Origin of the sequence: Microbispora sp. NBRC 16548 (assembly GCF_030268985.1) — a bacterium.
In the GTDB taxonomy this organism is placed as follows: Bacteria; Actinomycetota; Actinomycetes; order Streptosporangiales; family Streptosporangiaceae; genus Microbispora; species Microbispora catharanthi.
This window is the reverse complement of record NZ_BSSF01000021.1, coordinates 50,743-67,930: the sequence shown is the minus strand read 5'-3', so window position 1 is coordinate 67,930 and position 17,188 is coordinate 50,743. Positions and strand designations below refer to the sequence as shown.

12 protein-coding genes are annotated in these 17,188 nt (G+C 70.3%); 7 read left to right on the top strand and 5 right to left on the bottom strand.

The genetic code is table 11. The features are described from left to right. The first annotated feature begins 173 nt into the window (after window positions 1–173). Both QSK36_RS38495 and QSK36_RS38490 read left to right on the top strand, forming a co-directional pair. Complete coding sequence (locus QSK36_RS38495; RefSeq protein ID WP_285785791.1) at window positions 174–596, top strand: DUF6098 family protein; 423 nt, start codon at window positions 174–176, stop codon at window positions 594–596. A 293-nt stretch (window positions 597–889) separates the two neighbouring features. Continuing rightward, the gene (locus QSK36_RS38490) at window positions 890–5,740 is read left to right on the top strand and encodes a HAMP domain-containing protein (protein WP_285785790.1); all 4,851 of its coding nucleotides are present in this window, start codon (window positions 890–892) and stop codon (window positions 5,738–5,740) included. A 10-nt stretch (window positions 5,741–5,750) separates the two neighbouring features. Here QSK36_RS38490 and QSK36_RS38485 read toward each other — a convergent pair whose 3' ends face one another. Then, window positions 5,751–7,085: an NAD(P)/FAD-dependent oxidoreductase gene (locus tag QSK36_RS38485; RefSeq protein WP_285785789.1), complete on the bottom strand. Its 1,335-nt coding sequence runs from the start codon at window positions 7,083–7,085 to the stop codon at window positions 5,751–5,753. Between the two features lie 468 nt (window positions 7,086–7,553). On the opposite strand from QSK36_RS38485, the gene QSK36_RS38480 reads away from it, so the two are divergent. Then, the gene (locus QSK36_RS38480) at window positions 7,554–9,872 is read left to right on the top strand and encodes a rhamnogalacturonan lyase family protein (protein WP_285785788.1); all 2,319 of its coding nucleotides are present in this window, start codon (window positions 7,554–7,556) and stop codon (window positions 9,870–9,872) included. Window positions 9,873–9,938: 66 nt separating this feature from the next. On the opposite strand, the gene QSK36_RS38475 is transcribed toward QSK36_RS38480, so the two are convergent. Continuing rightward, complete coding sequence (locus QSK36_RS38475) at window positions 9,939–10,373, bottom strand: ester cyclase (protein ID WP_285785787.1); 435 nt, start codon at window positions 10,371–10,373, stop codon at window positions 9,939–9,941. 255 nt (window positions 10,374–10,628) lie between these two features. Here QSK36_RS38475 and QSK36_RS38470 point away from each other — a divergent pair, with 255 nt between their 5' ends. Then, window positions 10,629–11,906: a site-2 protease family protein gene (locus QSK36_RS38470; RefSeq protein ID WP_285785786.1), complete on the top strand. Its 1,278-nt coding sequence runs from the start codon at window positions 10,629–10,631 to the stop codon at window positions 11,904–11,906. A gap of 47 nt (window positions 11,907–11,953) precedes the next feature. Here the strand turns inward: QSK36_RS38470 and QSK36_RS38465 are convergent, their stop codons facing one another. After that, complete coding sequence (locus QSK36_RS38465) at window positions 11,954–12,142, bottom strand: hypothetical protein (RefSeq protein WP_285785785.1); 189 nt, start codon at window positions 12,140–12,142, stop codon at window positions 11,954–11,956. Between the two features lie 211 nt (window positions 12,143–12,353). On the opposite strand from QSK36_RS38465, the gene QSK36_RS38460 reads away from it, so the two are divergent. Further along, window positions 12,354–12,971, top strand: a complete 618-nt coding sequence (locus QSK36_RS38460; RefSeq protein ID WP_139576789.1) for a sigma-70 family RNA polymerase sigma factor — start codon at window positions 12,354–12,356, stop codon at window positions 12,969–12,971. 1 nt (window position 12,972) lies between these two features. Here QSK36_RS38460 and QSK36_RS38455 read toward each other — a convergent pair whose 3' ends face one another. Both QSK36_RS38455 and QSK36_RS38450 read right to left on the bottom strand, forming a co-directional pair. Then, window positions 12,973–13,341, bottom strand: coding sequence for a hypothetical protein (locus QSK36_RS38455; protein ID WP_183539996.1), 369 nt, complete (start codon window positions 13,339–13,341; stop codon window positions 12,973–12,975). A gap of 43 nt (window positions 13,342–13,384) precedes the next feature. Continuing rightward, a complete protein-coding gene (locus QSK36_RS38450; protein ID WP_285785784.1) occupies window positions 13,385–14,383 on the bottom strand; it encodes a DNA polymerase ligase N-terminal domain-containing protein in 999 nt (332 codons plus the stop codon). Window positions 14,384–14,504: 121 nt separating this feature from the next. On the opposite strand from QSK36_RS38450, the gene QSK36_RS38445 reads away from it, so the two are divergent. Beyond that, a complete protein-coding gene (locus tag QSK36_RS38445; RefSeq protein WP_183540000.1) occupies window positions 14,505–16,274 on the top strand; it encodes a 5'-nucleotidase C-terminal domain-containing protein in 1,770 nt (589 codons plus the stop codon). Window positions 16,275–16,433: 159 nt separating this feature from the next. Beyond that, window positions 16,434–17,177: a hypothetical protein gene (locus QSK36_RS38440; protein ID WP_285785783.1), complete on the top strand. Its 744-nt coding sequence runs from the start codon at window positions 16,434–16,436 to the stop codon at window positions 17,175–17,177. Window positions 17,178–17,188 lie beyond the last annotated feature (11 nt).

The window sequence follows — 17,188 nt, the reverse complement described above, 5'->3', positions numbered from 1 at the left end:
GGACGGGGGTTTGCCCTGTTGGCGGATGGGGAGAGGAGGACAGCACCGCCGACGGACCGTTTACGGGCCGCCCGTTTCCGGTGCAGCCGTTGTCCGGTACGGCGCGTTCGTGCTCCGCACCCTGCGTGACCATCCGGAAGGAGACGCGACGGGCGTGAGCGTGGAGGGGTGAGGTGAGCGGGATACCGACGATCAAGAGCCTGGACGAGCTGACCGAGCTCGTCGAGCACCGGCCCGGGCTGTACCTGCGCTATTCCAAGGGCCCCGACGCCGACGCCGGCAAGCCGAGCATCGACTACGAGAGCCGTCTGGAACTGCCCGGCCTGTCGGTGACCGTGCTCGACGCCGAGCGCTGGTGGACCCTCCCGCTGCGTGACTGGCTGGCCCGTCAGATCTGCAAGTACACGCACCTGGCCGAGAAGGACGAGGACCGGCACGCTTGGGTGCTGGCCGGTCGTGTGGTGGCCCGCGGCCCCGACCACGAGCCGCTCGTCGACCAGGTCGAGCCGGTCGCGCGGCTCGACGACTCCGTGGTCGAGCAGGCGCGCGAGCACTACGAGAAGGTGTTCGACGCCGGCCGCGACTCCACCGGATGAGGCTCAGGCCCGGGCCTCGCGCGCGGTGGTTCTGCATGCCCCCGACGGGAACCGCACGCCTCTGTCCCGCGGCGCGGTCACGGGCGCGGCGAAGACGGAGCACAGGCGCGGTACGTGCACGCCGCGGATGTACCGCGAAGTCGTGATCGACACTGACACGTCGCCTGTGAGGGCGCTCCGCGGGGATCGTCCGCCCGGTAGCCTTGCAGGCCGGTGTGCCCGCTGCGTCCGCGGCCGCGGCCACAGGGGCCGATGCGTTCGGCAGTGCTTTATAAGCTTTCTTTCTCCTGTTCATGACGGTGATCGCGAGGGTGGACATGGTCGAGAGGGCAGGCACCGCGAAGCGTGCGCGATCAGCACGCGCCGCCGGCGGTGACCCCGAACTGGATCTGCGGCAGCTCCTGGCCGGCCTCACCGCCGTACGGGACGGCGACTTCGGCACCCGGCTCCCCGAGGACGGCGACGGCCTGCTGACGGAGATCGCGACGGTCTTCAACGGGATGGTCGACCAGCTCTCCCTGTTCACCTCCGAAGTGACGCGCGTGGCGCGGGAGGTGGGCACCGAGGGCCAGCTCGGCGGCCAGGCCGAGGTGCCGGGGGTGTCGGGCACCTGGAAGGACCTCACCGACTCGGTGAACGCGATGGCGGGCAACCTCACCAGCCAGGTCCGCTCCATCGCCGAGGTCACCACCGCCGTCGCCAAGGGCGACCTCTCCCAGAAGATCACCGTCGACGCCCGCGGCGAGATCCTCGAACTCAAGAACACCGTCAACACCATGGTCGACCAGCTCTCGTCCTTCGCCGACGAGGTCACCCGCGTCGCCCGCGAGGTCGGCACCGAGGGCCAGCTCGGCGGGCAGGCGCAGGTGCCCGGCGTCGCCGGAACCTGGCGCGACCTCACCGACTCCGTCAACTTCATGGCCGGCAACCTCACCAGCCAGGTCCGCTCCATCGCCGAGGTCACCACCGCCGTCGCCAAGGGCGACCTCTCCCAGAAGATCACCGTCGACGCCCGCGGCGAGATCCTCGAACTCAAGAACACCGTCAACACCATGGTCGACCAGCTCTCGTCCTTCGCCGACGAGGTCACCCGCGTCGCCCGCGAAGTGGGCACGGAGGGGCGGCTGGGCGGGCAGGCGCAGGTGCCCGGCGTCGCCGGAACCTGGCGCGACCTCACCGACTCCGTCAACTTCATGGCCGGCAACCTCACCAGCCAGGTCCGCTCCATCGCCCAGGTGACCACGGCCGTGGCCCGCGGCGACCTCTCCCAGAAGATCACCGTCGACGCCCGCGGCGAGATCCTCGAACTCAAGAACACCGTCAACACCATGGTCGACCAGCTGTCCTCCTTCGCCGACGAGGTCACCCGCGTCGCCCGCGAGGTCGGCACCGAGGGCCAGCTCGGCGGCCAGGCCGACGTCAAGGGCGTCTCCGGCACCTGGCGCGACCTCACCGACTCGGTGAACTTCATGGCCGGCAACCTCACCAGCCAGGTCCGCAACATCTCCCAGGTCGCCACGGCGGTCGCCAAGGGCGACCTGTCGCAGAAGATCACCGTCGAGGCCAAGGGCGAGGTCGCCGCGCTCGCCCAGACCATCAACACCATGGTCGACACGCTGAGCGCGTTCGCCGACGAGGTCACCCGCGTCGCCCGCGAGGTCGGCACCGAGGGACGGCTGGGCGGCCAGGCCGACGTCAAGGGCGTCTCCGGCACGTGGAAGGCGCTGACCGAGTCGGTGAACGTCATGGCCGACAACCTCACCGACCAGGTGCGCAGCATCGCCGAGGTGACCACGGCGGTCGCCAAGGGCGACCTGTCGCAGAAGATCCGCGTCGACGCCCGCGGCGAGATCCTGGAGCTGAAGGAGACCATCAACACGATGGTCGACCAGCTGTCCTCGTTCGCCGACGAGGTCACCCGCGTCGCCCGCGAGGTCGGCACCGAGGGACGGCTGGGCGGCCAGGCCACCGTACGCGGAGTGTCGGGCACCTGGAAGGACCTGACCGACTCCGTCAACGTGATGGCGTCCAACCTCACCAGCCAGGTGCGCTCGATCGCCCAGGTCGCCACGGCGGTCGCCAAGGGCGACCTGTCCCAGAAGATCACCGTCGAGGCCAAGGGCGAGGTCGCCGCGCTCGCCCAGACCATCAACACCATGGTCGACACGCTGAGCGCGTTCGCCGACGAGGTCACCCGCGTCGCCCGCGAGGTGGGAACGGAGGGCCAGCTCGGCGGCCAGGCCCGGGTGCCCAACGTGGCGGGCACCTGGAAGGACCTCACCGACAACGTCAACTCGATGGCCGACAACCTCACCAACCAGGTGCGCTCGATCGCCCAGGTCACCACGGCCGTCGCCCAGGGCGACCTGACCAAGAAGATCGACGTCGTGGCCCGCGGCGAGATCCTCGCGCTGAAGACGACCATCAACACGATGGTCGACCAGCTGTCCTCGTTCGCCGCCGAGGTCACCCGCGTGGCCCGCGAGGTGGGCAGCGAGGGACGGCTGGGCGGCCAGGCCGAGGTCGAGGGCGTGTCCGGCACCTGGAAGCGGCTGACCGAGAACGTCAACGAGCTGGCCGGCAACCTCACCCGCCAGGTGCGCGCCATCGCCGAGGTGACCAGCGCGGTCACCTCCGGCGACCTGACCCGGTCGATCACCGTCGACGCCGAGGGCGAGCTGGCCGACCTCAAGGACAACGTCAACTCCATGGTGGAGTCCCTGCGCGAGTCGACCAGGGCCAACCAGGAGCAGGACTGGCTCAAGACCAACCTCGCCCGCATCTCCGGGCTCATGCAGGGCCACCGCGACCTGTCGGCGGTCGCCGAACTGGTCATGAACGAGCTCGCCCCGCTGGTCAACGCGCAGCACGGCACCTTCCTGCTGGCCGAGGAGACCGCGGCGGGCGCGGAGCTGCGAGTGGTCGGCTGCTACGGCCACCGCGACACCTCGCGCCGCTACGCGTTCGGCGAGTCGCTGGTCGGCCAGGCCGCGCAGGCCAGGCGGACGATCCTGGTGGAGGACATCCCGCCGGGCTACCTGACCGTGTCGTCCAGTCTCGGCGAGACCGGGCCCGTCAACCTCATCGTGCTGCCGATCGTGGTCGAGGACCAGGTGCTCGGTGTGATCGAGCTGGCCAGCCTCGGGCGGTTCGCCAAGATCCACCGGGACTTCCTGGAGCAGCTCGTCGAGACGATCGGCGTCAACGTCAACACGATCGTGGCCAACGCCCGCACCGACGCGCTGCTGGCCGAGTCGCAGCGGCTCGCCACCGAGCTCCAGGTGCGGCAGGAGGAACTGCAGCGCTCGAACGCCGAGCTGGAGGAGAAGGCGGAGCTGCTGGCGCAGCAGAACCGCGACATCGAGACCAAGAACAGCGAGATCGAGCAGGCCCGTCAGGAGCTGGAGGACCGGGCCCAGCAGCTCGCCCTGGCGTCCAAGTACAAGAGCGAGTTCCTCGCCAACATGAGCCACGAGCTGCGCACCCCGCTCAACTCGCTGCTCATCCTGGCGCAGCTCCTCTCCCAGAACCCCACCCGCAACCTCACGCCCAAGCAGGTGGAGTACGCCAACGTCATCCACTCGGCCGGCACCGACCTGCTCCAGCTCATCAACGACATCCTCGACCTGTCCAAGATCGAGGCCGGCAAGATGGACATCACGCCGGAGCCGGTCAGCCTGCGTCAGCTGCTCGACTACGTGGACGCCAACTTCCGTCCGCTGACCACCCAGAAGGGGCTGCGGTTCGGGGTGACGGTGGCCTCCGACGTGCCGGCCCAGCTGCTCACCGACGAGCAGCGGCTGCGGCAGGTGCTGCGCAACCTGCTGTCGAACGCGGTCAAGTTCACCGAGGCGGGCTCGGTCGAGCTGCGCATCGAACGGGCGGCCGACGTGGACCTGCCGGACGCCGCCGGCCAGGAGATCCTGGCCTTCCACGTGGTGGACACCGGCATCGGCATCGCCGCGGAGAACCTCTCGCAGATCTTCGACGCCTTCCAGCAGGCCGACGGCACCACCAGCCGCAAGTACGGCGGCACCGGCCTCGGCCTGTCGATCAGCCGGGAGATCGCGACCCTGCTCGGCGGCGAGATCCGCGCGACCAGCACGCTGGGCGAGGGCAGCACGTTCACGCTCTACCTTGCGCTGGCCCACGTCGACGGCGCGCAGAGGGACGAACCCGGGGCGCGCGAGGAGGAGCCGCCGCTGGTCGCCCCGCACTCCATCGCCCCGTACGATGCGCCCGCGGCGGCGCAGACCTCGGGCGGCCGGGACGGCGGCAGGGCGGGGCGCCGCCTGCTGGTCGTCGAGGCCAGGCCCGGCGGCCTGCTGTCCATGCTGGCCCAGAGCGTCGCGGCCGACCTGCACGACACCCACGGGCCGGTCCAGGTGTCGACCGCGAGCGACGCCCACTCCGCGCTGTCGATGCTGCGGCAGGAGAGCGTCCACTGCGTCGTGCTCGATCTCGGCATGCCGCACGACGCCGCGGCCGACTTCCTCAAGGGGCTCGACTCCGATCCCGCGCTGCGCGCGCTGCCGGTGCTCGCGCACCACTCGCGCAAGCTGTCGCGCCCGCAGGAGGACCTGCTGCAGGTGCGCTCCCGCAACCAGCCGCTGGAGCGCCTGCCCAGCCTCGACGAGCTGCGCGAGCGGATCACGCTGCACCTGTCCGCCGAGGAGCCCGGCAGCGTACTGCCGCTCGTGCAGCCGGCCTCGGAGGAGGGCGCGTACGAGTTCGGGAAGGTCGACAGCGCGCTCGTGGGCCGCAAGGTGCTGGTCGTGGACGACGACGTGCGCAACGTCTTCGCGCTCACCACGATCCTCGAACTGCACGGCATGCAGGTGCTGTACGCGGAGGACGGCCGCAAGGGCATCGACGTGCTGATGCGCAACGACGACGTGGACCTGGTGCTGATGGACATCATGATGCCGGAGATGGACGGCTACGCCGCCACCGCCGCCATCCGGTCCATGCCGCGCTTCGCCCAGCTGCCGATCATCGCGGTCACCGCCAAGGCCATGCACGGCGACCGGGAGAAGACGCTGTCGTCGGGCGCGAGCGACTACGTCACCAAGCCGGTGGACGCCGAGGAGCTCATGGTCTGCATGCAGCGCTGGCTGGACCTGCCCGGCAACGGCGACAGGTAGGCGCGGCGCCTCAGGGCTGACGGGCCGGGCCCGGGGCCGGGCCAGAGGTGGGGACGGTGCGACCGCCCCGGACCCGCGCCGTCCGGCGCAGGTCCTCAAGCACCGCCCGGGCGGCCCGCCGGCCGGAGACCAGCGCGCCCTGGTGGGAGCCGGTGTCCCTGTGGTCGCCGCACACGTAGCGCCGGGCGCCCAGCCCCACGACCTCGAGGCTCACCGGGCGGCGCAGCGGCATCGGGGGCGGCATGGCGGGCAGGGCCGCCTCGATCGCGTAGGTGGCGACGTGCTCCCACGACGAGGTGTCGCCATAGACAGTGTCACCGTAAATCTCCGTGAGCCGGGCCCGCACCCGGGGCTCGTCCCGGTCCGTGTGGACGCCGAGGACCGAGGTGGAGATCAGGGCGCGGCCGTCGGCGGAATACTCGGGCGCGGCATCGGTGACCACGATCGTGTCGGTGATCACTCCCTTGGCGTCCACGACCAGCGTGGGCTCGCCGAGAGGCGAGGCAGGGGCGGCGTGGTAGAAGGTCGTGACCGGCCGCATGGCGGGCACCGGCAGGCCGGGCACCAGCCGTCCCGCGGTGGGCGGGTCCACCGCCACCACCACGGCGGCGCCCGGGATCTCTCCCCCGTCCGCGAGGGCCACGCCGTCGGGGGTCAGCGCGCTGACCTGCGTCTCCAGCGAGATCGCGTCCTCCGGCAGGCGGGCGGCGAGCTGAGCGGGGACCCGCTCCATGCCGAGGGCCGGCACGCCGATCCTGCCGCGGGAGAACGACCGCCACAGGAGGTGGAAGATCCTGCCGGAGGTCTCCAGCTCCCGCTCCAGCACGACTCCCGCGAGGAGGGGGCGGAACAGGTTCTCGACGATCTCGGGAGACGCGCCCCAGCGCCGCAGCTCGGCCAGGGTGGTGCGCTCGGCGCCGCCGCGCCGCCGTACGAGGGAGTCGGGGAGCAGCAGGTCGCGGGCGGTCACCGCGGCGAGCACCGCCTTGTCGAACGGCGTGCCCACCGGGGCGAGCAAACCGCTGAGCGCGTGCCGAGGGTGCCGCCAGGGCAGCACGACCCGCTCGCGCCGGCCGTCCCTGAAGATCATCGCTCCGTTGGTGAACCGCCGCAGGTCGAGTGCGCCGATGTCGAGGACCCGGCCGACCTCGGGGTAGCTGGTGTTGAAGATCTGGAAACCCCGGTCGAGCCGGAAGCCGTCCACGAGGTCGGTGCGGATCCGGCCGCCCACGCCGTCGGACGCCTCCAGAACGCGGACCGGCACCCCCTCCTGACGCAGGTGCCAGGCGCAGGCGAGGCCCGCGAGCCCCGCGCCGACGACGATCACCGTGGCGGGCTGTGGCATGAGCGGTTCTCCTCCCCGACCGGCCGCACGCGCGACGGCTCCCTTAAGGGACTTCGAACCGGAACGCCGGGGCGGATGCAGCGGCTCCGCACGAGCCTGGGGGCCGGGGTGAGAGGTCAGATCTGTGATCGTTCACAGATCCGTACGGCATACGGGAGTGAAAATTTCACCGATCGGCGCGCGATGTCGGGATGCAGGTGACGCCCCCAGGGCGGCTCCTACCAGCCGAGATCGACATACCCGGACGCCTCGGATGATTGCGTTCACATTGGTGAATCGGAGCTGATTGACCACACCGCCGGTCTCGCGTTGTGATGACGCACCCCGGCGCATCCCGTCGCACCGTACCCGCCGGGGCAGGTCCGACCCCGGAGGTCCCGCCTCGGAGAACCCCGATCACGTCCGTGCTTCCGGCGCCCTCACGGCCGAACGCCGCACCCCCATCGGCACCCCCTCATGGAGTTCCAGATGACCACACGACGAAGATCCGCTCTGGTCGCCGCCGTGGCCTCGGCCGCCGCGCTCGCGGGGGCCGGGGTCCTGCCGGCCCTGCCCGCCTCGGCTGCGGCGGGCTGCCGGGTGGACTACCAGGTGACCAACCAGTGGCAGGGCGGGTTCGGCGCCGCCGTCACGATCACCAATCTCGGCGACGCGATCGCCGGCTGGACGCTCACCTGGTCGTACACCGCCGGCCAGACCGTCACGCAGGCGTGGAACGCCACGGTCACCCAGAGCGGCGCGCAGGTCAGCGCGAAGGACGCCGGATACAACGCCTCGATCCCCACCGGCGGCACGGCGTCGTTCGGCTTCAACGGCTCGTGGAACGACTCGTCCAACCCCGTGCCCGCGAGTTTCGCGCTCAACGGCACCACCTGCACCGGCGGGGTCACGAGCAGCCCCACCGCGAGTCCCAGCGTGAGTCCCAGCGCGAGTCCCAGCGCGAGCCCGACCCAGTCGCCCTCCGCGAGCCCCACGCCCAGCCCCACCCCGAGCCCCACGCCCAGCCCTTCCGCGAGTCCCACGAGCATCCCCGCGGGCGCGCGGCAGATGGAGGACCTCAACCGCGGCCTGATCAGCGTGCGGTCGGGCAGCGGCAACCTGGTCTCCTGGCGCCTGCTCGGCACCGAGAGCATCGGCACGGGTTTCAACGTCTACCGGGGCTCGACGAAGCTGAACTCCTCGCCGATCACCAACTCCACGAACTACTTCGACTCCGGGGCCGCCGCCGACGCCACGTACACCGTGCGGGCCGTGGTGAACGGCGCGGAGCAGGCGGCGTCGGAGACGTCGCTGCGCTTCACCGGCGGTGACCACCTCGACGTGCCCATCCAGCCGCCGTCCGGCGGCACCACGCCCGACGGGGTGGCCTACACCTACAGCGCCAACGACGCGAGCGTGGGCGACCTCGACGGCGACGGACAGTACGAGATCGTGCTGAAGTGGGACCCGTCCAACTCCAAGGACAACTCCCAGTCCGGCTACACCGGCAACGTGTTCGTCGACGCGTACAAGCTCAACGGCACCCGCATGTGGCGGATCGACCTCGGCCGCAACATCCGCGCCGGCGCCCACTACACGCAGTTCCAGGTGTACGACTACGACGGCGACGGCAAGGCCGAGGTGGCGATGAAGACCGCCGACGGCACCAAGGACGGCACCGGGAAGGTCATCGGCAGTTCCTCTGCCGACTATCGCAACTCCTCCGGCTACGTCCTGTCCGGTCCCGAATACCTGACGATGTTCAACGGCCAGACCGGCGCCGCGATGTCCACGGTCAACTACGACCCGCCGCGCGGGACGGTCTCCTCGTGGGGCGACTCCTACGGCAACCGCGTGGACCGCTTCCTCGCCGCCACCGCCTACCTTGACGGCACCCGCCCGTCGCTGATCATGTCGCGGGGCTACTACACCCGTACGGTCATCGCGGCCTGGGACTTCCGCAACGGCTCGCTCGTCGAGCGGTGGAAGTTCGACTCCGACTCCGCCGGCAGCCAGTACACGGGGCAGGGCAACCACAACCTCGCCGTCGCCGACGTGGACGCCGACGGCAAGGACGAGATCGTCTTCGGCGCGATGGCGATCAACGACAACGGCTCGGCGCTGTGGAACACCCGCAACGGCCACGGCGACGCCCTGCACGTCGGCGACCTCGACCCGTCGCGCGCCGGGCTGGAGGTGTTCAAGGTGGACGAGGACACCAGCAAGCCCGCGGCGTGGATGGCCGACGCCCGCACCGGCTCGATCATCTGGAGCAACGCCTCCTGCGGCTGCGACAACGGCCGCGGCGTCTCCGACGACGTCTGGTCCGGCAGCCCGGGCGCGGAGTCGTGGTCGTCCGCCGTCAGCGGCGTCTACAACACCAAGGGGCAGAACGTCGGGCGCAAGCCGGGCTCGGCGAACTTCCTCGCATGGTGGGACGCCGACCCCGTCCGCGAGTTGCTCGACGGCACCCACATCGACAAGTACGGCACGAGCGGCGACACCCGGCTGCTGACGGCCTCCGGGGTGCACTCCAACAACGGCACCAAGTCCACCCCGTCCCTGTCGGCCGACCTGTTCGGCGACTGGCGCGAGGAGGTCGTCTGGCCGACGAGCGACAACACCGCCCTGCGGATCTACAGCACGACCACGGCGGCGAGCCGCCAGATCTACACGCTGATGCACGACCCGGTATACCGGGTGGCGGTCGCCTGGCAGAACACCGCCTACAACCAGCCGCCCCACACGGGCTTCTTCCTCGGGGACGGCATGGCGACCCCCGCCAGGCCGAACATCTATCTGAGGTGAGACCCCGGCGGCCGCGGACATACCTGGCGAGGTCCGCGGCCGCCGCGCCGAGCACGCCCCAAGCGCTCAGCCCGGGGCCTCCGTGAGACACAGACCGAGCTGGGTGTACAGCTCCAACTGGTCGAAGTACTCCCGGTGGGTCTTGATCTTGCCGTCCTCGACGAAGGACGCGCAGGTGCCGCGGAAGGTGACCGGGCGACCGGTCCCCTCCAGTTCGCGCCCGTTCGGCAGCAGGAGAGGCCCGAGGTGCGTGCCCGTGGCCGTCCACTCCACCATCAAGGGCGCTTCGCAGGTGACGGCTTCGTACCACACGATCAGCTGGAAGTCCGGAAAGCTCTTGAAGACCTGCTCGTACATCCACGCGATCTGCTCATGTCCCTCCGCCACACCGAAGGGCGAGACGAGGACGGCGTCCGGACTGAAGGTATCGAGCACGCCCTCCAGATCGTGTTCGTTGAGCGCGTCGGCCAGCTGGCGTTTCACAGCCCATGAATCGGACATGACGACAGTCCTTCGACGGTCGGTACGTAACGCAGGCCAACAACTTTAGCCAGAGGCCGGTCAGGCGCTGCCCACGATTACGTCGCCGGAGCACCACGAGCGGGTTCCGGTTCTCACACGGTCACACGGTTTCCGCACGGCGGTTCCGGCGGCGTCCCGTTGACTGCGCGTCGACGTCTCCAAGTCCCCGTCCTCCGCTTGACCTGCGCCTTTGTGGGTAGGCCAGTCACAGCGGAGGGCCGGGGGGGTGGCAGGATGCGATCGTCGATCAGTCTCGGCCGCGTGGGCGGGGTTCCGGTCGGGCTCAACATCAGCGTCGTCGTGATCGTCGTGATCCTGGTGATCGGGCTGGCCTTCGGCCGCTTCCCCATCGCCTTCCCCGGCCTCTCGACGGCGGCGTACGTGCTGGCCGCGGTGGTGTCGGCTCTGCTCTTCCTGGCCTCGTTGCTCGCGCACGAGCTGGCCCACGCGATCGTCGCCAAACGGCACGGGCTGGAGGTCAACGGCATCACGCTCTGGCTGCTCGGCGGGGTGGCGGAACTGCGCGGGGAGCCCCGCTCCCCCGGCGCCGACCTCAAGATCGCCGGAGTGGGGCCGCTGACCAGCGTCGTGCTCGGCGGCCTCTTCGCCCTCCTGTCCTGGGGGGTTTCGGTCATCGGCGCACCGCCGCTGATCAGCGGGATGTTCGGCTACCTGGCCGCGGTGAACGTGCTGCTGGCCGTGTTCAACCTGGTGCCCGCCGCGCCGCTGGACGGCGGCCGGGTGCTGCGCGCCTTCCTGTGGGCGCGCTGGCACGACCGCCTGCGGGCCGCCGTGGCCGCCGCCCGGGCCGGCCGGGTCTTCGGCTACGTCCTGATCGCGATCGGCTTCCTCAACCTCGTCTCCGGTCTCAGCCTCCAGGGGTTCTGGCTGGCCCTGATCGGCCTGTTCCTGGTGAACGCGGCGACCGCGGAGGAGCAGCAGACGCAGATCGACGCCGCTCTGCACGGGATCACGGTGGGTGAGGTGATGTCGCGTGATCCGGTCGTCGCCCACCCCGACGAGACCGTGGCCGGCCTGGTCGACCGGCTCGTGCTGCGCCATCACCTGTCCACCTATCCGTTGCGGGACGACGACGGCCGGTTCGCGGGACTGGTGACGCTGGGCCGTGTTCGGCGCGTGCCACCCGACGACCGCGTGATCACCAGGTTGCGGGAGATCGCGTGCCCGCCGTCGGACGTGCCCACCGCCCGCCCCGGCGACCAGCTCACGGAGTTGCTCCAGCGGATGAGCGGGAGCACGGACGGCCGGGCCGTGGTGCTCGACGACGACGGTCACCTGGTCGGCCTGGTCACCCCCACCGACATCAGCCGGACCATCCAGACGGTGGACCTGCGGGCGCGCGAGCCGTACCGGACGCCGCGCGGCGCCGACCTCGCCCCGCCGCCTCCCGGAGACCGCACCCCGGGCGGACCCTCTTCCGGCGGCCCTGCTCCCGGCGGCCCTGCTCCCGGCGGCACGGTCCCGCCGGCCGGTCGCCGCGACGCCGCCTGAACGCCGCCCCGACCCTGCGTCATCCGGTGCGGGTCATTCGGCCCGGGTCACTCGTCGGCGGGTTCCTCGACGTCGGCTGGTTCCTCGACGTCGTCGGGCGAGTCGGCGCCGGGGGCGTGCCAGTCGCCGGACGCGCCGCCGTCCAGGTCCGCTCCGGGCTCCACGTCGGGTGACTGCGCCAGCGGCGGCAGCCGGTCAGGGATCAGGTGCTCCGGCCCCGCGTTGTCCTTCGGCATGGCCTAGCCTCCTCCTCGGGCTGCTGCCTCTCCGTCTTCGCGTACCCCCGGGTGGCGCGGACATTCGGTCAGGTCGCGGGACGGGGCGCGGTAGCCGAAAACAGATGCGCGAGCCGTGTTGAAAGGGAGACCAGGGGTAGGCGGACGGGTGCGACCGGACCGGACAAAGTGGTCGTAACTGATAGAGGCAGGCTCTCAAGGAGGTGGGGATATGACGATCGTCGACGACACGGCGGTCGAACGGCGGCGGCTGCGGTTCGAGCGGGACGCGCTGCCGTACATCGACCAGATCTACGCCGGCGCCCTACGGCTCGCTCGAAACCCCGCCGACGCCGAAGACCTGGTGCAGGACGTCTACATGCGGGCCTTCAGCAACTTCCACCAGTTCCGCGAGGGCACGAACCTGCGGGCCTGGCTGTACCGCATCCTGACCAACACCTACATCAACACCTACCGGAGGCAGCAGCGGCAGCCGCAGCGGTCCGCGACCGAGGACGTGGAGGACTGGCAGCTCGCCGAGGCGGCCTCGCACACCTCGTCGGGGCTCAAGTCGGCCGAGGTGGAGGCCCTGGAGGGGCTGCCCGACTCCCGGGTGAAGCAGGCGCTGCAGGAGCTGCCCGAGGACTTCCGGCTGGCGGTCTACCTCGCCGACGTGGAGGGCTTCGCCTACAAGGAGATCGCGCAGATCATGGACGTCCCCATCGGCACGGTCATGTCACGGCTGCACCGGGGACGCCGGCAGCTGCGGACCAAGCTGGAGGACTACGCCGCCGAACTCGGCCTGCTCCGGTCGGCGAGCGCCGCCGCACGGGACGGCGAGAAGACCTGACTCAGGCGTCCTCGCGCTCGGGGTTCTCCAGCCGGAAGAAGTTGCTCGGGCTGCCGTCCTTGCGGTGCTCCTGGTAGATGAAGTTGAGCTTGCGCTCCTCGAACGTCGTGAACCACTCGTCCCAGGAGATCTCCTTCAGGTCGCCGCCGCCGTAGCCCGGGAAGTCGAACCGGAGAACCCCTGGACGGCCCTCGTGCTCGGTGCCGGGGACGGTGGCGGGTTTGGCGTCCCGCTCCTCGGCCCAGCGCCTGATCACCTCGTGGTCGGTCGTGATCAGGCTGCGTCCCGGGCGCTCCTCGTGCTCCCCCGAGGAGGCGATCTCCTGCTCGTACTTGTGCTCGCCGGTGACCGGGTGGTGCTGCTCGGACATCTCGACACCTCCCCCTCGTGCTCCCTACCCCGCGCCACCGGCCTTACCCTGCGGCCTTCCCGGGCAGCCGCACCCAGGCGGGGGACTCCTCCCCCGGCGCGTACGCGGAGCCGAGGCGCTTGCCCACCACACCGGGCAGGCCCTGCTCGGCCGCCGCCCGCCGCACCGCGTCCACCTCCCCGGGCCAGGACGGCGCCGTCTGCCAGCGCGGCCCGTCGACCGCGAGGTCCTCCAGGCCCGCACGGCGGCGCTCGAACGGCTCGTCCAGCAACGACCGGCCGTCGTCGTAGAGCAGGTCGTAGGCGACGTAGACGGGGGTGCCCGCGAACGTGACGACCTCGCCGTCGAGCACGGCGGCCCTGCTGCCGAACGCCTCGGCCAGCGGGCGCAGCCAGCGGTGCTCCCCGGTGACGTCCGCGCCGCCCGCGCCGCGCAGGGTGAGCCTGCCGCCCTCCACGTACGCGAGCGCCCGCGCACCGTCCCACCAGAACTCCCAGGCGTACGCCTCCGGGTCGCGCGGCACGCGGGCGCGGGTGACCGGCGTCATCGGCGCGAGCGAGGCGGGCGGAGGCGCCCACCGCCCGCTGGGCGGGTCCATCCGGTGGATCATCCAGTTGCGGCCCCGGGTCTGGAACAGCACGTAGCGGCCCGCGACCCGGGAGCCGCTCAGCACGATCTTGATCTCGCGGTCGCTCCACTTCTCGGTCGCGTAGTGGCCGCGGTCCCAGATCGTCATCGTGCCGCCGCCGTACTCGCCCTTGGGGATCTCGCCCTCGAAGCAGGCGTACTCCATGGGGTGGTCCTCGGTGTGAACGGCGAGGTGGTTGGTCGCGGGGTCGGGCGGCAGGCCCTTGGGGATCGCCCAGGAGACCAGCACCCCGCCGCGCTCCAGGCGCAGGTCCCAGTGCAGGGACCTGGCGTGGTGCTCCTGGATGACGAACGTGTCGTCCTCGCCCCGCGGCAGCGGCCCTTCGGCGGGGACCGGCTCGCTGGTGCGCGTCGCGTCGCGCTTGGCCCGGTAGGTCTCGAGTTTGTCCGCCATCCCACCGGTCCTACCCACGGCGTGGCTCCCCGTGGGTGACAGGCGTGTCACCTTGTAGCGACATGTCCGGTTAAGGACTTCGTGACCACTTGGTAATTAGGCATCACTATCGTCACCCAGCATGAGTTCAGCGATCAGGTTGACCGCGGGCGCCGGCGTCGTGGCCCTCGGTCTCCTCCTGCCCGGCACCCCCGCCACCGCGGCCCCGAGCCACACGGTCAAGATCACCGTCATGGCCAGTTCCGACATCCACGGAAACGCGCTCAACTGGGACTACTACAAGAACGCGGAGTACGACGACAGCGCGCACAACGACGTGGGCCTGGCGAAGATCTCGACGATGGTGTCGAAGATCAGGGCCGACCGCGGCGCCGACCACACCCTGCTGTTCGACTCCGGTGACACCCTCCAGGGCACGCCGCTGGACTACTACTACGCCAAGATCGAGCCGATCACCTCGACCGGCGAGGTCCACCCCATGGCGAAGGCCATGAACGCCATCGGGTACGACGCCGTGACGCTGGGCAACCACGAGTTCAACTACGGCCTGCCGCTGCTCGGCGCGTGGGTCAAGCAGATGAAGGCGCCGGTCCTCGGCGCGAACGCCGTCTCCGCCAAGACCGGCCTGCCGGCCTACCGGCCGTACGTCATCAAGACCATGAAGGTGAAGGGCGAAAAGCCGATCAAGGTGGGCGTGCTCGGCCTCACCAACCCCGGCGTCGCGATCTGGGACAAGGCGAACGTCGACGGCAAGCTGAGGTTCCTCGACCTCGTCGAGACCGCCAAGAAGTGGGTGCCGGTCATCCGCGGCCTCGGCGCCGACGTGGTCCTGGTCACCGCCCACGCGGGTGACAACGGCCTGTCGTCCTACGGCTCAGACCTGCCGGTGGAGAACGCCGCCGCCATGGTCGCCGAGCAGGTGCCCGGCGTCGACGCCGTCCTGTTCGGCCACGCGCACAACGACGTGCCGCAGCGCTTCGTGACCAACAAGGTCACCGGGCAGCAGGTGCTGCTGACCGAGCCCAGCAAGTGGGGCCAGCGCCTCAGCGTCGTCGACTTCACGCTCGCCAAGGAGCGCGGGAAGTGGACGGTGACCGGCAAGTCGTCCACCACGCTCAACACCAACACCGTGGCCGAGGACCCGAAGATCGTCGCGCTCGTGAAGGAGTCGCACGACAAGACGGTCGGCTACGTCAACAAGGTCATCGCCCAGTCCACCCAGGAACTGTCGGCGGCCGAGTCGCCGTACAAGGACACGCCGATCCTCGACTACATCCAGAAGGTCCAGACCGACCTCGTCGGCAAGGCCATCGCCGGCACCGCCGACGCCTCGCTGCCCGTGCTGTCGATCGCCGCGCCGTTCAGCCGCACCGCCGTGTTCCCGGCCGGGCCGGTCAGCGTCCGCGACATGGCCGGACTGTACGTCTACGACAACACGCTGCTCGGCATCAAGCTGAACGGCGCCCAGATCAAGGACTTCCTGGAGTATTCGGCGAAATACTTCGCCCAGGTCGCCCCGGGCGCGCCGATCGACCTCGGCACGCTCACCAACGCCGGCGGCACGCCCGACTACAACTACGACCAGCTCTCCGGCGTGACGTACGACATCGACATCTCCAAGCCGGCCGGCCAGCGCATCGTCGGCCTGTCCTACCAGGGCAAGCCCGTCACCGCCGACCAGCAGTTCGTCGTGGCCATCAACAACTACCGCCAGTCGGGCGGCGGCGGCTTCCCGCACGTCTCGACCGCCCCGGTGGTCTACAACGCCCAGGTGGAGATCCGCCAGGCGCTGATCGAGTACGCCGCCGCGAGCGGCACCATCGACCCGGCGACGTTCGCCGAGGCGAACTGGAAGCTCGTCCGCGACGGGGTCCCCGTCTTCGAGAAGTGACGAGCTTCTTCGGGTGACGAATGGGGGTGGTCCGCGTCCCGGGCCACCCCCTTTTCTACTGAGCGGTCGTACTCAGGCGATCCGGGTGATCCCGCTCATGCCCGCGCGCCGATCCGGCGGCGACACTGACGTGTCCGAACGCCGACGGAAAGGATGGCCGTGAGCAGAAGCGGGATCGTCTTTCTTTCGATCGTCTCCACGATCGCGGGGATCGTCCTGGTCTACGTGGTGGACGTACCACTGCCGGTGGTCGTCTCGCTGGGCTTCGGAGCGCTGTGCCTGCTCTGGCTGATCGTGCTCCTGACGGTGCCGTGGAACCTGTACTTCCAGGCCCATGCCCTGATCCACGAGATACGGGTCAGCCGCGAGCGCGGGGTGGAGGTCTCGCCGGAACGCGAGGCGGAGGCCCGCCGCATCGCGGTGCGCATGCGCAAAGCGGCCGTCGCCGCCCACCTGCTGTCGGCCGCCCTGCTCGCGGCCGTCACCTACTTCTCCGGCGAGACCGTCGGCTACTACTTCGCCGTCTTCTACCTGATCGCCACGTTCTTCAGACCGGCCGGGGCCTGGTTCTCCCACCTGCGCAACCGCATGACCACGATGCTGGAGGAGGTCCGGTATCCGCGCGAGGACGTCGTCACGCTCGTCGAGCGGGTCACAGCGCTGGAGGGGCGGGCCGAGGAGTCCGAGGCCAGGGCCGCCGAACTGGCCGAGCGCCTCGACACCCTCACCTCGGAGACGCGCGCCGGGTTCCACGCGGCCACGGCGCGCGGGGACGACCTCGACCGCCGGCTCGACGCCATGGGCAGGAAGTTCGAGGACTCCCTCAGCCGTCTCACCGACAACCAGGAGGTCCTGTCGGGCATCAAGGCGTTCCTCCGCCTGATCAGATCCGAGACCGGATAATTCCGATTTTG

Excerpts from the sequence above, each read along its gene's own strand:
- QSK36_RS38445 (WP_183540000.1), top strand. The coding sequence starts at position 14,505 with ATGAGTTCAGCGATCAGGTTGACCGCGGGCGCCGGCGTCGTGGCCCTC.
- QSK36_RS38470 (WP_285785786.1), top strand. The coding sequence starts at position 10,629 with ATGCGATCGTCGATCAGTCTCGGCCGCGTGGGCGGGGTTCCGGTCGGG.
- QSK36_RS38455 (WP_183539996.1), bottom strand. The coding sequence starts at position 13,341 with ATGTCCGAGCAGCACCACCCGGTCACCGGCGAGCACAAGTACGAGCAG.
- QSK36_RS38480 (WP_285785788.1), top strand. The coding sequence starts at position 7,554 with ATGACCACACGACGAAGATCCGCTCTGGTCGCCGCCGTGGCCTCGGCC.
- QSK36_RS38485 (WP_285785789.1), bottom strand. The coding sequence starts at position 7,085 with ATGCCACAGCCCGCCACGGTGATCGTCGTCGGCGCGGGGCTCGCGGGC.
- QSK36_RS38465 (WP_285785785.1), bottom strand. The coding sequence starts at position 12,142 with ATGCCGAAGGACAACGCGGGGCCGGAGCACCTGATCCCTGACCGGCTG.
- QSK36_RS38460 (WP_139576789.1), top strand. The coding sequence starts at position 12,354 with ATGACGATCGTCGACGACACGGCGGTCGAACGGCGGCGGCTGCGGTTC.
- QSK36_RS38490 (WP_285785790.1), top strand. The coding sequence starts at position 890 with ATGACGGTGATCGCGAGGGTGGACATGGTCGAGAGGGCAGGCACCGCG.
- QSK36_RS38475 (WP_285785787.1), bottom strand. The coding sequence starts at position 10,373 with ATGTCCGATTCATGGGCTGTGAAACGCCAGCTGGCCGACGCGCTCAAC.
- QSK36_RS38450 (WP_285785784.1), bottom strand. The coding sequence starts at position 14,383 with ATGGCGGACAAACTCGAGACCTACCGGGCCAAGCGCGACGCGACGCGC.